The sequence below is a fragment of the Streptomyces sp. BB1-1-1 genome (genome assembly GCF_031597775.1).
Lineage (GTDB): Bacteria > Actinomycetota > Actinomycetes > Streptomycetales > Streptomycetaceae > Streptomyces > Streptomyces thinghirensis.
Map to the genome: position 1 here is coordinate 4,371,110 of NZ_CP134203.1, position 22,026 is coordinate 4,393,135.

20 protein-coding genes and 1 pseudogene are annotated in these 22,026 nt (G+C 70.0%); 2 read left to right on the plus strand and 19 right to left on the minus strand.

The window, feature by feature from the left end; all coding sequences use genetic code 11:
• Nucleotides 1-860: 860 nt before the first annotated feature.
• From RI578_RS20105 to RI578_RS20165, 12 genes and pseudogenes are all read right to left on the minus strand, one after another.
• A complete protein-coding gene (locus RI578_RS20105) occupies nt 861-1,145 on the minus strand; it encodes a hypothetical protein (protein ID WP_310872358.1) in 285 nt (94 codons plus the stop codon).
• A 293-nt stretch (nt 1,146-1,438) separates the two neighbouring features.
• Complete coding sequence (locus tag RI578_RS20110) at nt 1,439-2,092, minus strand: hypothetical protein (protein WP_310872359.1); 654 nt, start codon at nt 2,090-2,092, stop codon at nt 1,439-1,441.
• A gap of 44 nt (nt 2,093-2,136) precedes the next feature.
• Complete coding sequence (locus RI578_RS20115) at nt 2,137-2,415, minus strand: DUF6211 family protein (protein ID WP_310872360.1); 279 nt, start codon at nt 2,413-2,415, stop codon at nt 2,137-2,139.
• Nucleotides 2,416-2,616: 201 nt separating this feature from the next.
• Nucleotides 2,617-3,225, minus strand: coding sequence for a DUF6349 family protein (locus RI578_RS20120; RefSeq protein WP_310872361.1), 609 nt, complete (start codon nt 3,223-3,225; stop codon nt 2,617-2,619).
• Nucleotides 3,222-3,620 (minus strand): DUF6181 family protein, encoded by a 399-nt coding sequence (locus RI578_RS20125; RefSeq protein ID WP_310872362.1) that lies wholly within the window; start codon nt 3,618-3,620, stop codon nt 3,222-3,224. The genes RI578_RS20120 and RI578_RS20125 overlap by 4 nt, the downstream gene beginning before the upstream one ends.
• Nucleotides 3,621-3,664: 44 nt before the next feature.
• Nucleotides 3,665-4,090: a DUF6197 family protein gene (locus RI578_RS20130; protein WP_310872363.1), complete on the minus strand. Its 426-nt coding sequence runs from the start codon at nt 4,088-4,090 to the stop codon at nt 3,665-3,667.
• Between the two features lie 60 nt (nt 4,091-4,150).
• A complete protein-coding gene (locus tag RI578_RS20135; protein WP_310872364.1) occupies nt 4,151-4,801 on the minus strand; it encodes a hypothetical protein in 651 nt (216 codons plus the stop codon).
• 76 nt (nt 4,802-4,877) lie between these two features.
• Entirely contained in the window at nt 4,878-6,353 is a 1,476-nt protein-coding gene (locus RI578_RS20140; protein ID WP_310872365.1) for a DUF3560 domain-containing protein, read from the minus strand.
• A gap of 328 nt (nt 6,354-6,681) precedes the next feature.
• Nucleotides 6,682-7,105, minus strand: a pseudogene (locus RI578_RS42715) (DUF6409 family protein).
• A 119-nt stretch (nt 7,106-7,224) separates the two neighbouring features.
• Complete coding sequence (locus tag RI578_RS20155) at nt 7,225-8,115, minus strand: hypothetical protein (protein ID WP_310872368.1); 891 nt, start codon at nt 8,113-8,115, stop codon at nt 7,225-7,227.
• 126 nt (nt 8,116-8,241) lie between these two features.
• Nucleotides 8,242-8,601 carry a hypothetical protein gene (locus RI578_RS20160; RefSeq protein ID WP_310872369.1) on the minus strand — a complete coding sequence of 120 codons (360 nt, stop codon included), beginning with the start codon at nt 8,599-8,601 and terminating at the stop codon, nt 8,242-8,244.
• 62 nt (nt 8,602-8,663) lie between these two features.
• Nucleotides 8,664-9,296 (minus strand): hypothetical protein, encoded by a 633-nt coding sequence (locus RI578_RS20165; protein WP_310872370.1) that lies wholly within the window; start codon nt 9,294-9,296, stop codon nt 8,664-8,666.
• Nucleotides 9,297-9,995: 699 nt separating this feature from the next.
• Between RI578_RS20165 and RI578_RS20170 the strand changes: the two genes are divergently transcribed.
• Nucleotides 9,996-11,270, plus strand: a complete 1,275-nt coding sequence (locus RI578_RS20170; RefSeq protein WP_310872371.1) for a M14 family zinc carboxypeptidase — start codon at nt 9,996-9,998, stop codon at nt 11,268-11,270.
• A 207-nt stretch (nt 11,271-11,477) separates the two neighbouring features.
• Here the strand turns inward: RI578_RS20170 and RI578_RS20175 are convergent, their stop codons facing one another.
• The 6 genes from RI578_RS20175 to RI578_RS20200 all read right to left on the minus strand — a co-directional run bounded on the left by RI578_RS20175 (nt 11,478) and on the right by RI578_RS20200 (nt 17,961).
• Nucleotides 11,478-12,458, minus strand: coding sequence for a hypothetical protein (locus RI578_RS20175; RefSeq protein WP_310872372.1), 981 nt, complete (start codon nt 12,456-12,458; stop codon nt 11,478-11,480).
• Between the two features lie 374 nt (nt 12,459-12,832).
• Complete coding sequence (locus RI578_RS20180; RefSeq protein WP_310872373.1) at nt 12,833-14,050, minus strand: hypothetical protein; 1,218 nt, start codon at nt 14,048-14,050, stop codon at nt 12,833-12,835.
• Nucleotides 14,051-14,187: 137 nt separating this feature from the next.
• The gene (locus RI578_RS20185) at nt 14,188-14,610 is read right to left on the minus strand and encodes a hypothetical protein (RefSeq protein WP_310872374.1); all 423 of its coding nucleotides are present in this window, start codon (nt 14,608-14,610) and stop codon (nt 14,188-14,190) included.
• Nucleotides 14,611-14,673: 63 nt separating this feature from the next.
• Nucleotides 14,674-16,446, minus strand: a complete 1,773-nt coding sequence (locus RI578_RS20190) for a ParB N-terminal domain-containing protein (RefSeq protein WP_310872375.1) — start codon at nt 16,444-16,446, stop codon at nt 14,674-14,676.
• A 93-nt stretch (nt 16,447-16,539) separates the two neighbouring features.
• Nucleotides 16,540-17,037 (minus strand): DUF6197 family protein, encoded by a 498-nt coding sequence (locus tag RI578_RS20195; protein ID WP_310872376.1) that lies wholly within the window; start codon nt 17,035-17,037, stop codon nt 16,540-16,542.
• A gap of 186 nt (nt 17,038-17,223) precedes the next feature.
• Entirely contained in the window at nt 17,224-17,961 is a 738-nt protein-coding gene (locus RI578_RS20200) for a DUF2786 domain-containing protein (protein ID WP_310872377.1), read from the minus strand.
• 564 nt (nt 17,962-18,525) lie between these two features.
• Here RI578_RS20200 and RI578_RS20205 point away from each other — a divergent pair.
• Nucleotides 18,526-18,951, plus strand: coding sequence for a hypothetical protein (locus RI578_RS20205; protein WP_310872378.1), 426 nt, complete (start codon nt 18,526-18,528; stop codon nt 18,949-18,951).
• A gap of 1,105 nt (nt 18,952-20,056) precedes the next feature.
• On the opposite strand, the gene RI578_RS20210 is transcribed toward RI578_RS20205, so the two are convergent.
• Nucleotides 20,057-21,700, minus strand: coding sequence for a site-specific integrase (locus RI578_RS20210; RefSeq protein ID WP_310872379.1), 1,644 nt, complete (start codon nt 21,698-21,700; stop codon nt 20,057-20,059).
• Between the last annotated feature and the right edge of the window lie 326 nt (nt 21,701-22,026).

Below are 22,026 nucleotides of genomic sequence, written 5' to 3' on the forward strand. Positions count from 1 at the left end.
CTGCGGCCACGCCGCACCCAGCAGACTTGATCAACAGAGCAGCTGAACTCCTACGGCTCTGAACGGCCTGGCCGCTACAGCTTCACCGCCTCCCAACCGGTCGACGGCCTGCGCCCGCTGCGCGACCCGGCCGCCGTCGACCTCGACGACGATGACGCCGGCCACCACGCCAAGCCCGGCGGCCAGCGGGGGCGTGTGAGGTTCAGGCGGTCACGGCCGCACGGACAGAAGCCGAGTCGACGAACTGCTCGAACCGCACGATTGCTCACCAGGCCGGCAGGCCGGTGTACATCCAGGCCCCCCACGGCGCTGACGCATCTCATGTCGGAACGACTGACACTCTCCCGTCGGACGACACCTGCGGATCAGGCTCCTGGAGCCTGATGTTCTGTTGGACTGTTACCTCTGCGCGAGGTGCATCGTCTGGGGTGCCGTACGCGCTGAGGTGGTGTGACGATCCGATGTCGGTGCGGTACCTACGCGGGGCTGTGTCGTTGGTCCGCGTATGGAGCAGACCCCGAATCCGGTGGCTTCCCGCCGGTTCGCTGAGGTGTTGGGCCCGTACTGGATGGCCTCGGATTCCCCGGCGTACGGGCCCGGCGTGGAGGGCCGATTCGGGCCGGGACGTGGGACTCCGCCGCTGCACCCGGGTGATCGGCCGGAGAGCGGGATCGGGCTCCCGACCGGCGGAGGGCCCGTAGCCGCTGATCCGTCGCCCTGCTGTCGGGTCGAGCGGTCTTGGTTGGGCCCTGCCCGACCCGCCAGCGCCTGGTGACATGACGAAGGTCCCCGCTCAGGAGCGGGGACCTTCGTCATGCTGGCTGGTGGCCTCCCGGATGCTGGGCACGGGGGAGCTGCGGTCAGTGTGTCGGTCGGTCGGCGGCTTGCTGGAACGTGGCTGCCTGCTCGGCGGTGACCTGTGCGAAGTTGGTCAAGTCGCGGAGCCGTTCAGCGCTGTACGCCGCTGCTTCCTGGCTCTCCAGCGGGCCGACCTCCCAGAGTTGGGCCACCGGCCCTCGGATGCGCCCGATAATCGCTCGGATCTCCTGACCTGATGGCCGACCATCGCCTTCTGTGGTGATGACGTCCAGGTGCGGTGCTCCGCCCGCCGACGGCAATGACGCCACGATCCAGTGCTTCGCCATGCTGCGGAACCTAGCAGCGGGGCACCACGGGCGTCCTGACCTTGGCGTTCCTCTTCTCCACGAAAACGTCCCCCGCCTCGAATCATGCGGGGGACGAGTAGGCACGACGGCGCTCAGGTGTTGAGTGGCCAGTCTCCGAAGGGCACCGGCGTGTGCCCAGTGGCTTCGCGCACGGCTTCGTCGGTGCCGCACGTGGAGCAGATGAGGACTTCCCGGTCGGTGGTCAGACGGGAACGTGCGGGTCGGTCACCGAGCGGGCCGCCGCAGCGCGGACAGCGGGTGTCGGGCACGGGTCACTCCTCGGGGTGCTCGCGGGCGGACTTGATGATGTTGTTCCAGGTCGGGCGGGAGTAGGTCTTCTCCGTCTGCTCCTGGAGCGCGGGGATCAGCTCGGCGTTCGTCGCGCCGGGGTTCGCCGCGATGGCCTGCCGTGCGAGGGTCAGCCGCTCGTCTCCCTGGTAGGGGTAGGCCAGTCCGCGGCGGCCGGTGGGCCGTCCGCCGGCGTGCCCGCGGCCCTTCCGGTCGGCGAGGTACTGCCACAGCCTCCAGCGCTTCCACTTCGGCCGCCGTCGGGTCGGAAGCTCGTCCCAGTCGTCCGGCTCGGGCCACCCCTCGGGCGGGTTCTTCACGTAGTGGGAGACGGTGGTGGAGTCGGCAAACCCGCAGACCTTCGCCGCTTCGGCGGGGCCGACCATCTCTTCGGGATCGCCGTCGAGCTTCGGCGGATTGGTGGTGCTGGCGGCGGCGCGCTGCCGCTGAAGCTCGTGGTGCCACGTCGCCCATACGTCGCCGTCCCAGTGCATGACGCCGTCGATGGTGTCCGCGACGGGTGGGTGCCCGTTGTTCTCCCGGTCGGTCCAGAGGTTCTGAAGCGTCGGCTCGCTGATGCCGTGGACCTTGCGCAGATCCGCGCGTGAGTAGAGCCTGCGGCCGGTCTTGCGGGACACGGTCGCCTCCTGTTCTTGGTCGGGGTCGCGACCGCTCGGCGCGGTCACAGGATGTCGTCCGGGTCCGGGGCCGGCGCCCACGTACGGCTGCCCGCCGGTTCGAGCCGGGTGAGGGTGGCTATGTCGGCCTGGGGGACGGCGGCGGCCCAGTCGGCGCGGCCAGGGTGGTCGACGGGGAGATTGAGCACGAGGTGCCGACCGGTAGGCGGGAAGTCCTCGACGATGACGAAGCTGTCGCCGGGATCGGCGCCGATGCTGTTACCCCTGGTGAGCTGGGCGATGTCGCCGGGCTGGGGACAGTCGGGGTGTCGGTCACATAGCATGGTGTGGTCTTTCTGGTGAGAGAGACACCGACGGCCAGCGCCTTGTTGCCCTTGTGCGCTGGCCGTCATCTGTTGTCTGGGGTGCGTGGCGCCCCGTGGGACGCGCGGCCTGTCGGAGGTTGCCCGCTCCGCTGAAGGCGGAGTAATTAAACCACCTTCGGGTTGGGCGGGGCGGGGCTCTGATCCGGACGACGGCTGTCATCAGAAGAGGGCCCCCTGATCTGTGGGGCGTCGGCTCCGGTCGTTGGATGGCCGGGTTACGTGGAGTTCGTAGCGGGGGCGCCCCGCGTGCGGCGGAGCGTGAGCTTCGCGGCGGTACCGGCGCCAGGCCACGACGGGGGCGCCCTGGTCAATCCAGCCCGCCGGGTACCGGGCGATGAGCTGAGCCCAGCGGCTCCGGTTCCGTGGGACGGCCCACCGGCCCACGACCGTGGTGATCGGTGGCAGCGTCCGCCAGCCGGGGAAACAGTGGTCGTGCGCGTCCTCCACCGCCTCGTTGTCGCCGTTCCCGAACCCGTCGCCGGAGTGCACAGGGCCTTCCCACTCGCACGCGAGACACCCGCCACGGAACTCCTGCTCGTCCCCCTGGCGGCCGGTCGGCCGGCTGCGGGAGAGCAGGGTCGGCGCGTGGTGTGAGGGCGGGTCCAGCTCGTGGCCGAGGTCGCAGTACGCGCCGCCGGGGTGTCCGGGCTGGATGTGCCACGCCTGCCCGGCGCTCGGGGGTGAGTGGCACGTCCGCGCGTTGCGCACCCGCCAGTAGTACGTCTGCCGCGCCCGTGCTCCAGTCGGCTCGGCGACAGTAGCGGTCATGACTTCCTGCTTCCGGCGGCGAGGACTTCGCGGAGCGGGTCCGCAAGCACGGCCTGTTCGTCGGGGGCGTCGAGGAACCGCGGCCCATACGCACGGCGCACCGCGCGGCGGGCGTCCTGGTGGCGGTCGAGCTCCGGGTAGTACGGCGACCGGTCGAGCACGTCATAACCGTGCTGGGTGAGCACGTCTGCGATGAGCGACCGGACCTGTACGGGGTCGAGGGCGGAGAGGTCGGATTCCCCCGGGGCCGCGAGGAGTACGCGGATCAGCTCGGTCGCGCTGAGCCGGGGGTGGAGGGGAACGCTGAGCCGGTGGATGCCGTCCCGGCTGGGGGTAGCGGCTCCTCGGCGGCTTGGCGTCCTGGTGGTGCTGCGGTCTTCTGTCGTCTCGTCCATCGTGTGGGCCTTCGATGACTAGGGATGCTGTCGGTCGGCGGGTGTCAGAACAGGGCGTGTTCAACGCGGGCGGCGGCGGTGCGGAACGCGCGGGCGGCGTCGGCGGCGGTACGGCCGGGCTCGGCGCTCCACCGGTCAATGGCCTCGCGGTGACGGGCCTTGGCGGCGGGACCGTCGGCGTCGACGGGGTGACCGGTAAGGGTTTCCGCGAGGATGGCGAACGCCCGGTCACGGGCACGGTCGATGCGGTCCCAGTCGTACGTCCGGCCTGCGGCTCCCCGCCCGTGGCCGGCTGCGACTTCAAGGGCGCCGCGCGGCCAGCACGGCAACGTGGCCGTACGGCCGGGACCGTCAAACAGGCGCGGGCCCTGGTGGATGCCGACGTGTTCGATGTGGCGGGCGGCCCACTCCAGGATCGCGGCCGGAGTGTCGGCGACGACGATGCTTTCGGGGGTGTGGTGGGTCGGCACGGTGCTGTCCTTCGGGAAAGCGGGGGCGGCGGCGCGCTGCCGCCGCCCCTCGGTCGGCTGCTAGTGGTAGGCGGGGATCAACCGGCGGACCTTTTCCTCTCCGATGCACCCGCCCTTATGACGGCGGGCACTCGGCGGCTCTCCGTTGCGCCCGCGCAAGTGGCTCCAGAACTTCGGGCCTTGCCAGTCACACAATTCGCAGCTGAGGAACCAGTGGTTATCGCTGCCGGGGAACCCGGTGAGGAGTGCCCGCCAGTGGTGGGCCCGGAGTCCCGCGAACGCGATCTGCGCGCCCTCGATGTTGCGATCGTTGACCGGCATCCGCGGGTGCAGGAGAGGCACCGGCCCGCACAACGGCGTGGGCGCCTCGGCAAGCACCTGGTCCAGGGAGACGGCGCCGATCCGACCGGCGGCGTACTCCTCCGCGAGATGGGCGGCGGCCATGTCGGTGCCGGGTGTCCCCTTGGGCGGACGGCGGAGGTTGCGTTCGCCCCCGGTGGTGAGGACGAGCCAATCCCGGTGCCACCTGTAGGCGCGGCCGATGACCTGGTCTTCGCCAACGATCACGGGGTATCGGCATTGGATGTCGGGGGAGCCGACGCGGTACGCCGGGACGGTGGTGCTGTCCTCGGTCGCGGGGACGACGAGCCTGCCCGCTTCGGTGTCGGGGACGGTGATGGTCGCGGGTCGTTCGAGAAGTTGCGTGGTCATGGAGGTGCCCTGTTCTGGTGAGAGAGGGGCCCGTCCCCCGGCGCGCTCGGCCGCCGGGGGACGGGTGGGGACGTGGTTACGCGGCCTCGGCCGGGGCCTGCGGGGCGGCGGTCCATTCACGGCGCGGAGTGATGCCCAGCTCGTCTAGGACCGGGGCGTGGCTGCCGTTGTCCGGGACCCATTCCCAGTCGGCGCCTTCAGTGCCGGGCCGGTCCGTCCAGGTGAGCATGTAGGAGCGCCCGGAAGTGCGGGGGTCGCTGCACACCGCCTTTGCCTCGCGGCGGCTCATCGCCCACAAGGCGCGCTTGCGGGAGCGTCGGGAGTTCTTCGAGGTGATGAGCACCAGTGCCATGTCCTCCTGCCCGTTTGCCGTTTCGGCGGGGGCCGTCGCCGGGGTCGGCCTCCCTTCAGGGGTGTGTTGACCGAGAGCCCAGCGGTGCGCTTTCGCGTGCCAGGGGCTGGGGTGACTGGTCGGGCACGTCTCAGCCGCCGGTACCGGCTCCTTGACCGGCGGGGCCTGTTGGGCCTGCTCCTGGTGCTCGGCGGCCTCGGCCCGAGGCGGCTGCTGCATCTCGTCGGCGCTCTTGCGCCCGGACACGTCGTCGTAGGGAGCGGTCCAGGTCCAGCCGTCGTGACGGTTGTCCGCCGCGCGAACGACGCGCTGACCAACGCCGTTGTGAATGTGCGGGATCGTCACCGACTTCGGGTTGACCCGCAGGATCTCGTACCAGGTGCCTCGGTAGAGAACGAAGTCCCCGCGCGTGAAGTCGGCTTTCGACCACGTCTTGAAGCCCTCGGCTTCGGCGTCCTTGATGACCCTCTCCCAGTGGGCGATCTCTTCCGTCAGCTCCTGGTGCTCGGTCTCCAGCTCGGGGTCTGCCGGACTCCGAGAAAACCCCTTGGCGGACTCGCCGCGCTGCCACTTCTCGACCGCGCGGAGGTCGGTCCGCAGCTTGTCGAGACGGCGGAGCGTGCGGCCAGGGTCCTTTTTGAACCGCTCGTAGTTCGCGGCGGCCTGTGCCCGGCCGGTCCAGTGGGCGGCGCGGTCGCTCTCGCCGATGCTCTTGCGCATCGCGTTGTCCATCCGCGCGTGATCACGGCGGGCGCGGCCCTCGGAGTGGTGTCCGATGAGGATGGGCTGACCGAAGGCGAACCGCTCGGATATCTCGTGGCTCGACTTCCATGCGGCCTCGGAATTCTGGGCGGCGCTGGAGGCGTATCCGCCGAACCTCTCCGCCCGGCCTTCGGCCTTCTCTTCCCGCTCTTTCTCGGCGTCGGAGAACGAGCGGCGGTCGGCGTTGTCGATGGTCAACGTGACCTCGAAGCCTGCGTCTCGGAGTCGCTGCGCGAGGAGTTCGAGCGAGGGGGTGTAGGTGGCGTGGTCGCGGCTGTGCGGGAGGTACCAGCAGTCAAGGTTCCTGCTCCAGCGGAAGGGCTGGCGCTGGGTCCGGCCGTACTCGCGGAGTCGCAGGATCTCGGCCGATCCGTCGCCCCGGCTGGTCCCCTCGATCAGGGTTCCTTCTCGGCGTGTGTGGGTGATCTCGATAGTCACTGAACTGGCTTTTCCTGGTGAGAGTTTGGTCCGTCCGCAGGGCGGACCGTGCGTTGGCAGCGGCGCTGCACCACGGGCGCGGGCCGTGAGGGACGATCGGCTCGCGGGTCGTCGCGCCTGCGCGACGACAGGGGCTGCCGCGCCCCCGCGGGGCGCGTCCGCTGCGGTCCGGTGCCCGTCGTCGGTCGGCGGAGCCGCCTGCGGCGGAGTCGGCCGGCGGCGGTGAACGCACCGGACCTGTCCTGCCGCCCCGAAGGGGTGTCCGCTGGAGTGCTGGGGGCCTGCCGGTCCGGAGGGTTGCCCTCCCCCGGACCGGCGGGCCGTGGTGTCAGCTGCGGTGGAGCGTGTGCCGGGCGGCCGGGTCGGCGTCGGCGAGTCCGGTCCGCTCGCGCCATGCCTGGCGGACGGCGGCGCGGAGCGCGTCCCCGTCGTCGTAGGCGAACCGTCCCCGGCGCAGGTCGCGGACGATGTCGCGGAACGTGTCCTGGTGCATCGTGGTCAGCGTGTCGTCAAGCGGAGTCAGCTCGTGCGGGAAACATCGCCTGGACGCTGTCGCCCGGCTGCGGGGCACCGAGGGTGAAGAACCAGACCACGGACATGGTGGCCTCGTCCGCGAACTCCGGCCCGCCGAACGGGCCGACGACGACGGCGGGGCGGGTGTCGAGCTGGTGGCCTCGGAACCAGGGGCCGCCAATCACGAGCGTCGCGGTGGGGAAGTCCTGGACGGTGGGCTTCTTGTCGGTGGTGAGCATGTCGCGTCCTGTCTGGTGAGAGATTCCGCCGGGGCCGGTCGGCCCCGGCGGCGGTGTCGGTCGGGGGGTTGCCCTCCCCCTTCCGACACCATTAATTAAACCATGTTCCTGGGTTCGGGTCAACCGGTCACGGCAAGTTCGCGGCAGTGCCCGGCGGCGGCCCTGACGGCGTGGGCGATGGCGCGGCCGGTCTCGATGGCCCGGACGGCGGACTCGTGAACCGGGGGCTTCCTGTCCTGGGTGATGATGCCTGCGAGCGGCGGCATGACGGCGGGGCCCGGAGTGATTCCGAGGATGAGCGCGGCCACGTGCGCGGCTGAGGCGACCTCGGCGGCGTGCTGGCCGGGAAGGGGCGCGTCCGCCTCGGTGATACGTCGCCACGCGTGGCCGTACAGCAGGATGCGGACGGCGTTGCCGGGGGCGTCCTGGGTGAAGTCGAACCCTCCGGCCTGCTCGGGGTCCTCGTGGTACTGGTCGCGGTACTGGTTCACCAGGACATCGCGGATGACCTCGGCGGCGAGCGGCACGGCGGCGGGCGGCTCGTAGGCGTCGCCGTCGGTCTGGCTGATGTCGAAAACCGGCCCGGCCTTGAACCCGGACACCTTTCGCGTCTCACCCTCGGCGGCCTCGCTGGCGGCCTCTCGCTGCCCGCCGTCGGCGGCTGCGGCCGGGACCTCCTGCCCCTCCTCGGACCGCCGCTTGATCGGCGTCCAGATGCGGAGGGAAGTGGACCCCTTAGCCGGGAAGCGCCCGACCTTTCGCCAGTCTCCAGAGCTGAGTACGTGGGTGGCGTTCGGGCACTGGGCGGCGATGGCCATGCAGTTGGTGGGGCTGCGGTCGTCGCGGTCCGTGTGGGTCAGGTTCGCGGCCGTGCGCATGACGGCGGCCCAGAACTCTTCGCTGGCGACCATCGCGCCGTACGCGCGATCCATGACGGCTTCGAGCTCACCGCGCATCTTGGCGGAATAGGCCCGGCGCTCTTCGTCGGTCATCTTGGCCTTGCGGGGCATGTCGCGGTCCTCCTGGTGAAAGATAGGCGTCCGGGGCCGGCTGGCCCTCGGGGTGTCGGTCGGAGGGTTGCCCTCCCCCTCCCGACACCACTAATTAAACCATGTTTCCGGGTGATCGGCAACCCCTTAAATCCAGTACAACCCTGCTTCGTTGCTCACGGCGCGGTATGCGGCTATGACCTCGTCCTCTATTCGCGTCCAACGTTCTAGGATCTCGGGGGCGGTCTTCTTGTCGCTGGTCGCGCGCGTGGCCCTGCGCCATTCAATGGCAATTTTGAGTGTGCGAAGTTGAGAGCGGGTCAGTTCCCATCGGCCAGAATCCGGGAGTTGATCACCGTAGGCCATGGCTACGGCGTTGTTGATGTGCTCGTTACTGGACCACACATTTTGCGTGGCCTGGAGCGCAAGAGCGCGTTTGAGGGTGCACCGGAGGTGCGGGGCCTGCACGATCCATTGCGGCTCGATGACGAATATATCGGCGCTCATCACAGGGCCTTTCTGCCCGGGGCGGCGCACTGCGGAAGCGCGCCGCCCTGAAAAGTGGGGAATTAGAGGGCGTATCCGTCGACGTATTCGCCGTGCTCGTCTTCGGGTGTCTGGACGCTGGGGAGAAAGCGGCTCACCGCGAATACAACGGCGTCGGCGATAATCCGGGGCACGTCGTTGAGTACGAGGCTCACCGCGTCGCCGTCGAGTCCGATACGGACCTCTCCCGGTTCAAGGTTCATGTAAACGAACGCAGATGTGCCATCAACCCGGGTCCGGGCTCCGGGGAGGCGGGCGGAGAGATCGCGTGCGGCCTCCTCGACATCCCGCCGCGTCTCGGCCTGCGCGCGGTTGTGCTCGGTCACCCGCTCGTGAACGTCACGGTGGGCGGGGATGAGGTCGGCGGCGATCCGGGCTGCGATGTCTGCCGGGTCCTCGGTCATGGCGACTCGGACGGTGTCGCGCTCGCCCCTGCGGAACGGGTAGTCGGTGGCGGGGAATGCGCCTCGGATGTGCAGGTGGCCGGGGTCATCGAACCGCTCGGAGAGGTGAAGCTGTCGGCCGTCCAGGTGGGTGAAGGTGGCGGCGTGGTCCAACTCCTGGACGCCATGGCGGGCGGGCTGCGGTCGCCAGTTCCCGCCGAGTTCGAGAGCGATCGGGTGGGCCAGCTCCGCGACGGTGAGAGGCGTGTTCATCGTTCGTTCTCCTGGTGAGAGAGGTTGTCGGCGGCCGGTCGGCCTGCCGTGTGCCGGTCGGGGGTTGCCCTCCCCTTCCGACATCACTAATTAAACCATGTTCCTGGTGTTGGGTCAACCCGGATAGAGGTTCTGACCTGGCCTTTTCTTGCACCCCACCTGCCCGCACCCGCTCGGCCGGGCTCGGCCACAACGGGCCTGGGCGGGGTTCCCTCCTCGGTCGGACAGCTCCGCCGTATCAGGGTTCCGGGCGCGGTGTCCTGGCTCGCGTAGCGACCGCGTAGCGGCTTGGCCTGGACACCGCGCCCGGGTTCCTGGTACGCCCCTTGGGGTGTCCGGCCGAGGAGGGAACCCCGCCTTCACCACCTGCACCACAATGCTCCCGCACCCGACCAACCAGCCCCCACCCCCTCCGAGGAGGACCCGCCGGAGGCAGCCTTTCGCTCTCGCCGGCACCCAACGAACCCGGTCGTCGGGGGCTGCGTCTGGTCAGTCGCGGGCTCGGTTCGCTTGCGCCGCGACGCAAGCAGGATCCGCCCTTTCTTCGCCATCCGGGTGTGGCAGTGTGCAATTCTCGGCAACTTATCTGGAGTTGAGCCGACGAACGCGCAAGTACCGGCAACTCCCTTACGCCTTTCCTGTGCCGCTGACCAGACTGCTGCCTTCTGTTGGTGCGAGAAGGGACGGGCTGTGAGGCGTATGTCGAGCGGCGGCTATGTCGAGCCGGATCTTGTGGTGGTTGGTGCTCCCCCGGCGTGGGAGGAGCTGAGGGAGGAGATCGCGAAGCTCGCGGCGGAGAACCCGGAGACGTGCTCGTTGCGCACCGTGGGGTCGTCGCGGGCGGGTGAGCCGCTGGAGCTGCTGACGTTCCGCGGTGGTCCGCTGTCCGTTCTGGTGGTGGCGGGGCCGCACCCGAACGAGCCGGTGGGGGGCGCGACGGTGCTGTCCTTGGCGCGATACCTGCTGGCGCGGCCGGAGACGCGGGACGGCATCGGCTGGCACCTGATGTTGTCCAGCGATCCGGACGGCGGCCGGTTGAACGAGGGCTGGTCGACGGAGTGGCCGGTGTCGCTGGAGACGTACCACCGGCACTTCTACCGACCGCCGGTCGACGCGCAGCCGGAGTGTTGTTTCCCCGTTGTGGGGTTCACGGGGCAGTTGCCGGAGACGCGGGCCCTGATGTCGATGGTGGATGAGCTCCGGCCGGCGCTCTCGGTGAGTCTGCACAACTCCGATACGGGCGGTGCCTTCCTCATGGCGTCCCGCGCGGACGGTGGACTCGTCGACGTGCTGTCGGCGTCGGCCGACCGGCACGGCATCCCGCTGGAGGCGATCCCATCGGACTGTGTCGGGCTCCCGTCGCCGGGCGCGGGTGTGTTCGTGATGCCCGAGCCGCTGGCGGTCGCGGATCGGCCGACCCCCCTGCCGGGCGAATGGGTGCCCGCCGGTGGCAGCAGCATGCACTACGTGGCTCGGCACGGCGGGTTGGGTATTTCACCGGAGGTGCCGATGTGGCGTACGGCGCCCATCAAGCTGGCGGCGGAGGACGGCGCGGCGTACCGGTGTGAGGCTGTGCGGGTCCTGACGAGAGTCTTGGAGCGGGTGCCGTCGCGGCCGTCGGTGTTCCTCGCGGCGGTGGAGGAGCAGATCGCGATCATGCGGCTGATGACGCGGATCGCTCGGGAGAATCCGCGGGACTGCGCGGATCAGGACCTGGCCCTTCTGGTTCCGTTGAGGGGTGCCGGGATGCTGCTGCGGCACCTGGACGTCCTCCTGGACGAGACGCCTCTCCACCCTGGCCTTCTGCGTGAACGAGCTGCTTTGGAGGCGGAGTTCGGCACGTGGGTTGCGACGGCGGAGCAGGCACTCCGGCCGGTTCCGTTCACTCTGTCGCGGACGGTCGGCTACCAGGTAGACGTGGTCCTGGGCGCCGCGCGGATGGTCCAGACGGCGGGCAGTCCGCTGGGCCGGTGAAGGGACGTACCGGTCCGGGTCCGTTCGCGCGGGGCGCGACAAGCAACGTGCCGTGCCCGCAGGGCACGCCTGTCGGCGTCACCACAAGGCGGGCTGCACGGCAGTGTGCCGGTGTAGGGGCAGGATGATCCGGACGGGCGGGCTCGCGACGGGGCCGGCTGCGGGGCGCGGAGTGTCCGCGCCGGGGCAGTAGCCGCCTTCGTCCTCTCACCGGTCGACGGCTTCGCGCTCGACCTGAGCACGCTGTTCGGTGAGCGTGATCGGCCTCCGGTACAGCTTTCGGGCGCTGGAATCGAGGGGCGGGAGCACGCGGGCGGCGGCTTTCTGGTCGTCGCGTCGCTTGTGGCGTCGCCGGACCCGGGCGAACCGCGCCTCGTAGGCGGCCTGGTCGCTGTCGTGGAGCCCGGCCGGATGGAGCCGGGCCAGTTCAAGGGCGACTTGGCCCATCGGGCTGGGGGTCAGTACGCGGGTGCCGTCGTCCTGGCGGGCGGCGACGAGGAACCGTGCGGCGAACAGGTCCTCGGTCCGCTCGCGGCTGATCCGCCGACCACCGTTCCGCATGCCGCGCCGTACTGCCTGCCGGGCTCGCCCGTCTCGCCAGTACAGGCGCCCGGACGCGGCGGCCTCCAGCACACGGACGTGTCCCGCCGTCCAACCGAGTTCGGCAACGTGTGCTTCGGCGAGATACCGGTTTCTCGCCGCCCGGTCCCGGTTGTCCGCGTCCATGCCGGTGGCCGCGCGCTCCTCGGCCTCCCGCTCGGCTTCTTCCCTGCGGCGTTCGGTCTCCCGCTCGGCGTGCTCGGAAGCCGTCAGCTTCCGCTCCAACTCGGCTCGCAGGGCGGCGGCCGTCGTGTCGACCCCGGCGGCCGACTGTGCCCGAACAGCGTGCTCGACGGCCGCTCGGGCGCAGTACAGGGGGGCGCTGCTGGGCATGGTGGGGTCGTCGGCGTACTGCTCGGCACGGTCGGCATGCCGCTCGGCCTCGACGGCTTCCTTGTGGGCCGCGTGCATGACCGCCTCCAGACGGGCGGCGGCTCCGGAACGGCTGCTGCACACGGCGCTCATGGCGTCGTCGGCTGCGGTGACGGCGAGGATAGCGGCCTGCCTGGCGACCTGGATACAGGTCCGCGGAGACGGGGCTCCTGCGGGGGCAACCTGACGTTGGACGGGTGATGCGGGCTCGGGCATGGGGTGTTCCTCGGGTATCTCGGTGGTGCAGTCGGCGGCGTTCCGTCCCGGCACCGGGGAGGTGCCGCCCGTGGTCGCGCGGAGCGCGATGACAGTGCTGTCGTGCCCGCAGGGCACGCCCGTTGGCCCGGCGTCCGGACGGGGCGGGAGGGCCGCCTGCGGCCCGGACGGTTCGGCCGGCTGCGAGCCGGGCCAGGCTGAGCCGTCCCGGAGGGACGCCCTTCGTACGGGGGCCGGTGATCGGTGCCGGCCGCCGACGCGGGCGGCCCCGGACGGTGGTGGGCGGAGCGTGGGGTGGGCGGCTCGATGCCGCCCACCCCACGGCCCGGCGGCCGGGGTCCGGCCGGGCGGTGGCTCCCGCCCGGCCGGGCCTGTTACGCGGCGACCGGTTCGCGGGCGGCGACGCGGCACCGGGTGAGTACGGTCTGTGCGGTCTCGCCGTAGATGCTGTGGTCCTTGACCGTGCCGGTCAGCTCAACCTCGTCGCCCTGGTCGGGGATGTCGGCGGCGCTGCTGAACCAGACGAACACGTTGCCCTGCGGGTCCTGGAACTTGACCAACCTGCGGCGCTGGGTGTGGTAGCCGTAAGTCCGGCCCTCCAGCTCGATCACGGTGGTGACGGTGGCGGGGGTGGTGATGCGCTCGCCCACGGTGCCCTGCGGCTTGCTGTTCTGGGCGGCCCGCTCGGTGGCCTCCTTCTCCTGGTCGCGGTACCACCCCGCGATGGCGGACACGAGCGTCGGCAGGTGGCGGGGGTCGACGGTCTCACCCTTCGCCAACTGGCCGATCTTGTGGCGGTAGTCGGAAAGGCTGCCGTATCCCTGGACGGCCCATGCCCGGACGGCGGCGGCGGTGGTCGGCGCGTCGGGGTCGCCATCGATGTCGGCCCGCCACTCCATCGGGGCCTTGCGGTCGAAGAAATACGCTTCGACGCCGTTGGCGGTCGGCTGGGTGTTCTTCCACTGCTCGGACCTGCTGTAGAACCGGCCCTCCGTCTTGACGATGGCGGCGGTCACCCGCAGGACCTCGATCACCGGGACACGGAGATCGGCCGGGATGCCGCCCTCTTCGCCGTCCCAATCGGAGTCCTTCAGCGTGCCGAACCTCCACAGGGCCTCAAGGCCCTTGATCGGCAGACCGGTGTACGGCTCGACGCACGTCGTGCCCAACTGCCGCATCTCGCCGTTCTCGTGGCGGGCGAGGTAGGTGGCGGTGCGGTGACGGGCGACGGCACACCCGTGGCAGAAGTTCTCGATGGCGCGGTACTGGCGCGCAGCCTCGGCATCCTTCTCGGGCAGACCGGGGAACAGGCTGGTGATCGTCTCGCCCTCCTCGTCGTGGTCCAGGCGGGCTATGACGGTCCAGCCCTGGTGACGGGGGATGTCACCGGAGATCGTCACGGTGACGGTGGGGCGCTTGCCGATCAGGCGGCCGTCAGTGTCGTGGTAGTCGGCCAGGAAGGGCGCGGAGATGTCGAGCGTGTACGCGGTGAGGTGGTGGACGGCGGCGCGGGTGTTGGTGGCTTCGACAAGCTGACGGACGCGGGACTGGGCCGTGGCGGGGATGGAAAACCGCATCGCTGCGCTGGTCATCGTGGGTGCTCCTGCTGGTGAGAGAGGAATTCGCGGGCCCGGCCGGGCGGGTTGCCCTCCGCGTACGGCCGGGGGTCGGGCCGACTGGCAGCCCGTGATGCCGGAGAGGGGTTGCCCTCCCCCTCCGACACCACTAATTAAACCATGTTTTGTGGTGTGGGGCAAGCATCCCGGCCGGGGATGTCGAGTGCGGCGCGGTCGCGCAGGAACGCGGCGAACAGGGCGGCGGTGTAGCTGTCGGCGGTGCCGTACGTGCGGCGGCAGTCCAGCGCTCCGATGCGCTCGCCCCGGTGGCGGACGGGGAACGGCTGGCCGGGGGCCGGGATGGCGAGTGCGTACAGTCCGCGCGGGGTGTCCACGCGCAGGACGACGGCGGCGGCCTCATGGTCGTAGGCGGTGGCCCAGCGGGCGGGGCCGATGCCGAACTCCGCGAGTCCGCCCGCGATGGCGCGGGCCTGCATGATGTCGGCGGTGGTGCCGGGGTCGGGCTCGGTGGGGGCGGCGGCACATCCGCAACCGTGGTCGTCGGCGTGGGTCTCGAACAGAGCTGTACGGGTCACTGTTGGGCTCCTGGGGGTGCCGGGGGCGGGGGTCCCGCCCCCGGCGTCGGGCGGCTGAGGTGGTTAGGCGGCGGCTTCGTCGTCGCTGGCCGGGTCGTCGGCCTCCTCGGCCTCCGGCTCGCCCTCCTCCTCGTCGGTGCCGGGCTCCTGCTCCGTCTGCGGCTCGTTGCCCGACGTGATAGCGCGGGGCTTCTTCTTCGACGGGTCGTACGGCTCGTCGTCCACAACCGACTGCTCAATGGGCGTGAGCGGGTATCCGAGGGACGCGAGCACCTGGAACCAGCGGCCGGTGGGCGTCCGCGTCCACGGGGCGCGCTGGCTGTCCGTCCTCCACGCGGACCGGTTCGCGCACTTCTCCCGGACGGCGGCGATGGCGGCGAACTGCAACTGGGGAGCGCGGCGCGGGTCCTTGGCGACGTGCCCAGCGAAGCTGCCCCGGTCCCTGGCCTGCTCGGTGCTCAGCCCCAGGAAGGCGGCAAGGATCTCGGTCGTCGGCTCCTTGGTCAGATCATCGAGTCCCCAACTGGCGTTCAGCAGAGCGTTGTTCACGTGACCGATCAGCGTGTTGGTCGTGGCCTTCGGGAGGTTGCGCCGCTTGATCAGGTCGGTGATCCACTTCCGGCGCAGGGCCTCGGCCGCGTCCCAGTCGATGTTCCCCTTCTTGACGGCGGCACGGGCCGCGCGCTCGGCCTCCACCTCGGCGGCGGTCTTCGTGCCGCCGCTGCCGCTGCTGCTGCCCTCGGGCACCGTGTGCCCGTACAGGCCGGGGGCGGAGCAGTAGGGCTCGTACCGGTCTGCCCGCCGGTCGTCGAACACCCACACCAGCCCCTTGCAGTCGGCGTGCTCCTCGGTGCTGATGCCGCGCAGTCGCCACACGGGCATGGCGCGCTCGGACAGCTCCTCGGCGTCCCGGATCTTCTGCCCGGCCGCCTCCAGCTCCGCGCGGTGGGCCTCGGCCTTGGTCCGCTTGTCCCGCTTGGTCCGCTCAACGGCGATGGCCCAGTCAACGTCTCCCTCGTCGGCGTCATCGTCGGCGGCGGCCTCGGTGATCGCGGCGAGTGCTTCGGCGTCGTCGGCGAACTCCGAGAGCGCTGCCAGGTGCTCGAAAGTCCACTCGTAGCTGCTCGCGCCGCTGACGGCGGCGCTCAGCTTCTCGTCGGACCGGACCTTGACCAGCGTCTTGACGTCCTTTTGCCGCACGCCTGCGGCCTTGGCGATTCGGCCGACCTGCGCGCCCGCCTCGGCGGCGCTGAACATGGCCTGGTTCATCTCGGACGTGGTGAGGCTCTTACGGTGCTGAGCAGTCGTGATCATGTCGAGGAACTGCCCGGCCGCGTCGCGGTCGTCGTCCTCCCACTCGTACGGCAGATGGGTGAGACCCGCGTCCGTCGCTGCGTGGTAGCGGCGGTTTCCGTCGTTGACCTGGAGGACTCCGCCGTCGAGCCGCTGGATCTTGACGGGGATGCGGCACCCCTCGGTGCGGAGCGAGTCTACGAAAGGCGCGTTGAGGTCGAGATCTTCACGGGCGTTCTTCGGGTGCGGGGTGAGCGCGTCGATCCGGATGACGGGGCGGGGCGTGACCGGCACGGTCTCCAGCCCTGCGGCGACGGCGGCGGCCAGTCGCTGGAATCCGTCGATGACCTGCGGCACGTCACCGTGGGTGCGCACGACGTACAGCGGCTCGACGACGCCGTTGTCCTTCACGTCGGCCAGCAGGTCGGCCGGGGCCTCGATGTCGCGGACGTTGCCAGGGTGCGCGGCGAGTTCGGAGACCGTGAGAGTCGGCCACGGGGCAGGAGCAGTCTGGACGCCGGCCTGGGTCTTGGTGTTCGTCATCGGTCCTTCTCTTCCTGGTGAGAGTTGTTCGGGCCCTTCGGCCCGGTGACGGTGTCGGTCGGGGGGTTGCCCTCCCCCTTCCGACACCATTAATTAAACCATGTTCTTGAGGGTGGGGCAACCGGGGATGCTGTGATCGCCGTCACTCGGATGCAGGGCTGCGGCGGTGCGGATCATCGCGGTGGCCTCGGCGGTGGTCCGCTCGGGCTCGTCCCCCCAGCACCACAGGAGGGTACGCCGGTAGGCGTCCTCGGTGAGCCGCAGCTTTCGCCACCGGACCCCGGACACGGGGCGGCCGTTGACCTGGTTGCTGAGCACCACAAGGGAGTCGAACAGGGCGCGTTGGAAGATGTCCCACGGTTCACCGCGCACGGACCAGCGGGGCCGGACGGAGCGCACGCCGCGCTCCCATGCGTGCAGCACGGTGCACGGGGCGGTGTCGCCCATCCGGCCGGGCTGCCAGAGGTGGTCACCCTGGTAGAGGCCGACGCGTTCGATGTGGTCGGCGGCGGCGGCGAGGATGCGGGCGGGGGTGGCGTGCGACTTGCGGGACGGCATCGTGTCCTCCTGGCGGTGGTTGGTGACGGTCACGCGGTGCTGCGCTGGGCGGACTTGGCCGTGATGGTGCACTCGACGCAGTGACACGGCGTCTGGAAGTAGTGGCGGCCGTTCTCGTCGGCCTTGTGGAATCGGGCCCATTCCATGTACATGCGTGGCTCCTCGGCGCTTCGCGCAGGGGCCGGGGCGGTGGGCTGCCGCCCCGGCCGGGATGGGCGGTCAGGCTGCGAGCGCCCCGGCGGTCCGGGCCCCGATGCGGCGGGTGCCTCCGATGTCGGCGCGGTTGCCTGCGGCGGCCCCGTCGCCGTATCCGCTGCCGCTGTACGAGCCGCGCGAGTGCCGAACGTGCGGGTGTTCCTTGCGGTAGGCGGCCTCCACCATCGCGTCGCGGTCGGCCAGCACGAGTTCACCGCTGCGGCCTGTGGCCGACGTTTCCCCGCTGGCGGCGGCGCGTGCGGCCTGCTCGATCGCCTTGAGCCGTTCTATGACGCGCTCGATGAACCCGATGGTCCACGAGTTGCGCCAGGCTCGCGCACTGCGGACGCCGTACGGGACAACCTGGGCGCTGAGCCCGCCGAGCATCTGAATCAGGAGAGAGGTGTAAAGGACTTCGGCGCGCTGGATGTCGGACTCGTGGCCGACGATGTGAACGCGGCGCACGTTGCCCCGCACACCCATGTGCACGGGCTTGCAGCCGACGTTCTGAGCGATGAAGCAGATAAGGCGGACGCGGGACATGGACCACGGGTTGGGGAGGTCGATGTATCGCGCGGTGACCGCGTCCCGCGATGGCTGGCCGTCGCTCAGCATGGCCTCTTCCACGCCGTACTTCGCCATCATTTCGAACGCCCGCTTCCGGGCCAACTCCGCCTCCGACTCCGGCGAACGGGGGTCCTCCGCCGTGGCGAGCAGGGCGCGGATGGTGTCGAGCTTTCCGGGGGCCTTCGTGGTGCTCACGTTCGTTCTCCTGGTGAGAGAGGTTGTCGGCGGCCGGTCGGCCTGCCGTGTGCCGGTCGGGGGTTGCCCTCCCCTTCCGACATCACTAATTAAACCATGTTCTAGGGGTTGGGTCAACCTGGATAACGGCCCTGAACTGGCCTTTTCTCACACCCCACGGCTCGCACCCGCCCGGCCGGGCCCGGCCACAACGGGCCTGGGCGGGGTTCCCTCCTCGGTCGGACAGCTCCGCCGTATCAGGGTTCCGGGCGCGGTGTCCTGGCTCGCGTAGCGACCGCGTAGCGGCTTGGCCTGGACGCCGTGCCCGGGTTCCTGGTACGCCCCTTGGGGTGTCCGGCCGAGGAGGGAACCCCGCCCTCACCCGCACCACAACGCTCCCGCACCCGACCAACCAGCCCCCACCCCCTCCGAGGAGGACCCGCCGGAGGCAGCCCTTTCGCCCCCGCCGGCACCCAACGACCCCGTGGTTCGAGATGTCCGCGGACCTGTGCCTACGGTGCGCGCGACGAACAGTATTTTCGAACAGAACTGGGGGCACGGGTGAGCACGCTTTCGGCAGGACCGGTGAGCGCGTCGGAGCTGCGGCGGCGGGTTCGCGCTGCTGAAGCGGTGAAGGCGAAGACGCGGGAGATGGCCGCCGAGCACGCGCTGACCGCGCGTGAGGCTGCGGTGAAGGCGGCCAAGGCGAAGGAGGAAGCCGACGTCACGGCACGGGAGGCGGCTGCTGTAGTCCTGCGGCTGTTCGACAACGACGCCGAGTTGGTCTCGGAACTGCTGGGCGTCCCGGCGGAGGAGCTGGAACGCGAGGCGAAGCCTGTTACCGCCGCTCGGGCGAAGGAGGTCATCGAATCGCTGCGTGCCCGCGCCGGGCGGCCCCGCACTACCCGAGCCCGTAAGCCTCGGGCGGATGCGGCAGGCGAGGCTTCCTCGGCCTCGGGCGCCCCGGTGCCGGTCGCCACGGCGGACGGCGGCCGGGCTGATGCCGCCTGAGAACGACATCGGGCCCGGACTCTTCCCGCTTGCGGCGGTGAACGGGTCCGGGCCCGCTCGCGTTGACGAGCAACTTTCTCTGATCGGTGAGCCGACGCCCGTTCGTATACCGGCTGTTGAGTGGCTGTCCTGGCTGGCCAACGAGTCCGTTCAGGCCCGGTACTGGGCGAAGGTCTACCGAACCTCGTCAACCGAGGACTGCTGGTTCTTCTTCGGCGGGATCTCCAGCACCGGCCACGCCAGTTTCAGGGCGGCGTCGCGGCCGGGCAGGACGCGACGCGGCACGGTGCCGGGCCACCTCTACGGGTACCAGCTCGCGCACGGTGTCATCCCTCGGCTCGGCTGGGGTACCGACAGCCCGACCGTCTGCCACACCTGCGACAACCACTCCTGCCAGCAGCCGACGCATCTGCGCTTGGGGACTGCGGCGGAGAACCGGGCCGAATGGCTGGCCCGCCGCAGAGACCCGGGTAGCCCCCTCGCCGACCTTCGCGGCCCGGCCGGACGCTCCCGCGCTATAGGTGCCGCCATCCGGGCCGGCCGGAACGGCGGGGAGTCCGAAGCGGAGGTCGCAGCACGCATTCGTGCGGCGATCGCGGCGGGCCGTCCGCTCAGCCTCTGGTGACGACTGACCACCACCAACCGATCCACCTTCGGAGAGAACGTGACACCCGCTGGACCACACCGCGCCCTCGTATACGTGCTGAACGGGCGCTGGCGCCTGATCGTGGCACCGCTTGCCTCCGAGGAACGGGAGGTTCGCATCGAGGACCCCAACCCTGTGCGGCAACTCGTCGTCCGTGATCTGGGGCCGGCGGATTCGGGCTTCGCCCCCGCGTCGTTCGGACATCGTCTGATCGAGAAGGGTTCATCATCGGCCCCGCTGAGCGGGCAAAGCCTGACACCGTCAACGGCTGGTCGCGTACCGACGTACCCGACCGGTGGCAGACGGTTTGCTACCCAACCTCGGAGGTCGTGGGCTGAGCCCACGAGCGGTTCCCCGCTGCGAAGCACGTACGACTTCGGCCCGCTCCCCGATGGGGGGCGGGCCGAAGTCGCGTGAAGAAGGACACACTCCTTCGAGTGGCGGGCTGGACTTGGCGCGTCAAGCCTCGGTGCTCGTGAGGTCGGCCTCCGGATGCTTGGCGCACACTTCCAGAGCCTCCATCCGGGCCTGCTCGAAGGCTCGGACGACAGCCGACTTGTTGATTCCCCGGGCGTGCGCCTCTGTGTTGCCGTCGGGGCGGAACTCGGTCCGGAACTCTGCGGCCCGCGTGGTGAAGCCGTCGTGCTCGAACTCCCACGTCCACCGGCTACTCACCGGAAGCGGCTCGTACGTCAAGGTGCCGTCGGCCTCATACGAAGCCAAGGCATAGTGCACGAACTGCCGCTCCGGCATCCGGGACCAGACGGAGCCGCCGCCGGTCCATCGCTCGCGCTCCTCTGGGCCGAGGGCTCCGCGGCGGGCGATCTTCTCCTCTGGCCAACCGTCTGCCCGCATCGTCACGATCTCTTCCTCGTGGTCGTCGTTCCACTGGTCAGCGACGTCCTGTGCGTGCTCGCGGTCCGCAAACGGCACCTCCAGGCCCCCCAGCGTGACGACGAAGACTGGGTCGTTCTCGTACTCTGCATCGTCCCGCGGCATGTCGCTGGCGTCCTTCCAGGTTTCCTGGGCCAGCCCGGAAAGCTGTCGGGGGACGTGCGGAAGGCCGTCCGTGGTGGCGGCCAAGCCGGAGCGCTCCAGGAAGCCAGGCAGCGGGGCCGTGGGGTCCATAGCCCATTCGACGGCGGCCATGACTTCGTCATCCAAGGCGTCCAGAAGGTGGCCGTAGCGGTCCACGGTCGTGGTGATGGACTCGTGGCCAAGCCGTCCCTGGATGGCCGGCAGGGGAACCTTCGCTGCGATCAGCCACGATGCGTGGGAGTGTCGGAGGTCATGAATGCGCGGCCGCTTGATCAGACCGTACTTCTCGGCGGCCAACTCGATCGCGGGTATCCAGCGCAGGCGGCGGAAGGTACCGGGGTCCCACTTGCCACCTTCGGGACCGGTGAAGATCAGGGCGTTGGGGGCCAGGCCCTTCGCGCGACGCCGAAGCATCCGGTCGAGCTTGTGCGTGATGACGACGGTGCGGCGCGACTTCCGAGTTTTCGGGGGACCGAGGATGGACTTGCCGTCCTCGTCCTTCTTCCAGGCCCTCTGCACGCGGATAGCCGGGCGCCCGTTGCGTCGCCGTAGGTCTCGTGGCTGAAGCGCGGTCGCCTCGCCCCACCGGAAACCGGTCTCCGCGATGGTCTCGCCAAGGTCCTTGGCGTCGTCGCGAAGGCATTCGTAGATCCAGGCCCATTCCTCGCGTTCGAGGAAGACCATCTCCTCTTCGTCCTCGGCTCCATCGAGCCGGGGCAGACGGGTCTTCGCACACGGGTTGGAGGCCCGCAGTGACGGCTCTGCGTCGACGGCGGACTGCATGATCGCGCTGAGGAGACCGTGCTTGTTCTGGACAGTCTTCGGCGCGTAGGCGGTCCGGGGCTTCCGGTCGCGCGGGTCGAGCGGGGCGAGGCGTCCGGCTTCGAGGTCGTTGACCCAGTCCTGGACCATCGTCCGGACGACGCTGCCTTCGCCGTCCTCCACGGAGTACGGGCCGAACCAGGGAGCCATGTTCTCCCTGATCTCCTTCTTGTACTTACTCCTCGTGTCGCCCTGAATACCGGTGAGGCGGTCGACGTAGGCGAGCGCGAACGGCTCGAACATCGTGTCCGCACGCCGCCGATCCGCGACGAAACCGTGACCTCGGGTCCAGCCCGGAGGCCACTGCTGACCGTGTCCGTTCACCAGATCACGGAAGCGCTCGGCGGCTGTCTCGTCCTCGAAAACCTCGGACTCCTGCTTGCCACCACGGGCTCCGCCGGCCCGCCACATGACGGTGAAGCTCGCCGTTCCGTCGCGCTTGTCCCGCTTTTTGATGTACGCCATGTGGGGCACCGTAAATCAGACCGGTGCTGACACGGTGCTGACGTTATGAACACAGAGAGGTCCCCTGACCCGCGTTTCCGCAGGTCAGGGGACCTCTGAGAGTG

Excerpts from the sequence above, each read along its gene's own strand:
- RI578_RS20105 (WP_310872358.1), bottom strand. The coding sequence starts at position 1,145 with ATGGCGAAGCACTGGATCGTGGCGTCATTGCCGTCGGCGGGCGGAGCA.
- RI578_RS20115 (WP_310872360.1), bottom strand. The coding sequence starts at position 2,415 with ATGCTATGTGACCGACACCCCGACTGTCCCCAGCCCGGCGACATCGCC.
- RI578_RS20120 (WP_310872361.1), bottom strand. The coding sequence starts at position 3,225 with ATGACCGCTACTGTCGCCGAGCCGACTGGAGCACGGGCGCGGCAGACG.
- RI578_RS20125 (WP_310872362.1), bottom strand. The coding sequence starts at position 3,620 with ATGGACGAGACGACAGAAGACCGCAGCACCACCAGGACGCCAAGCCGC.
- RI578_RS20135 (WP_310872364.1), bottom strand. The coding sequence starts at position 4,801 with ATGACCACGCAACTTCTCGAACGACCCGCGACCATCACCGTCCCCGAC.
- RI578_RS20155 (WP_310872368.1), bottom strand. The coding sequence starts at position 8,115 with ATGCCCCGCAAGGCCAAGATGACCGACGAAGAGCGCCGGGCCTATTCC.
- RI578_RS20160 (WP_310872369.1), bottom strand. The coding sequence starts at position 8,601 with ATGAGCGCCGATATATTCGTCATCGAGCCGCAATGGATCGTGCAGGCC.
- RI578_RS20165 (WP_310872370.1), bottom strand. The coding sequence starts at position 9,296 with ATGAACACGCCTCTCACCGTCGCGGAGCTGGCCCACCCGATCGCTCTC.
- RI578_RS20170 (WP_310872371.1), top strand. The coding sequence starts at position 9,996 with ATGTCGAGCGGCGGCTATGTCGAGCCGGATCTTGTGGTGGTTGGTGCT.
- RI578_RS20175 (WP_310872372.1), bottom strand. The coding sequence starts at position 12,458 with ATGCCCGAGCCCGCATCACCCGTCCAACGTCAGGTTGCCCCCGCAGGA.
- RI578_RS20180 (WP_310872373.1), bottom strand. The coding sequence starts at position 14,050 with ATGACCAGCGCAGCGATGCGGTTTTCCATCCCCGCCACGGCCCAGTCC.
- RI578_RS20190 (WP_310872375.1), bottom strand. The coding sequence starts at position 16,446 with ATGACGAACACCAAGACCCAGGCCGGCGTCCAGACTGCTCCTGCCCCG.
- RI578_RS20210 (WP_310872379.1), bottom strand. The coding sequence starts at position 21,700 with ATGTTCGAGCCGTTCGCGCTCGCCTACGTCGACCGCCTCACCGGTATT.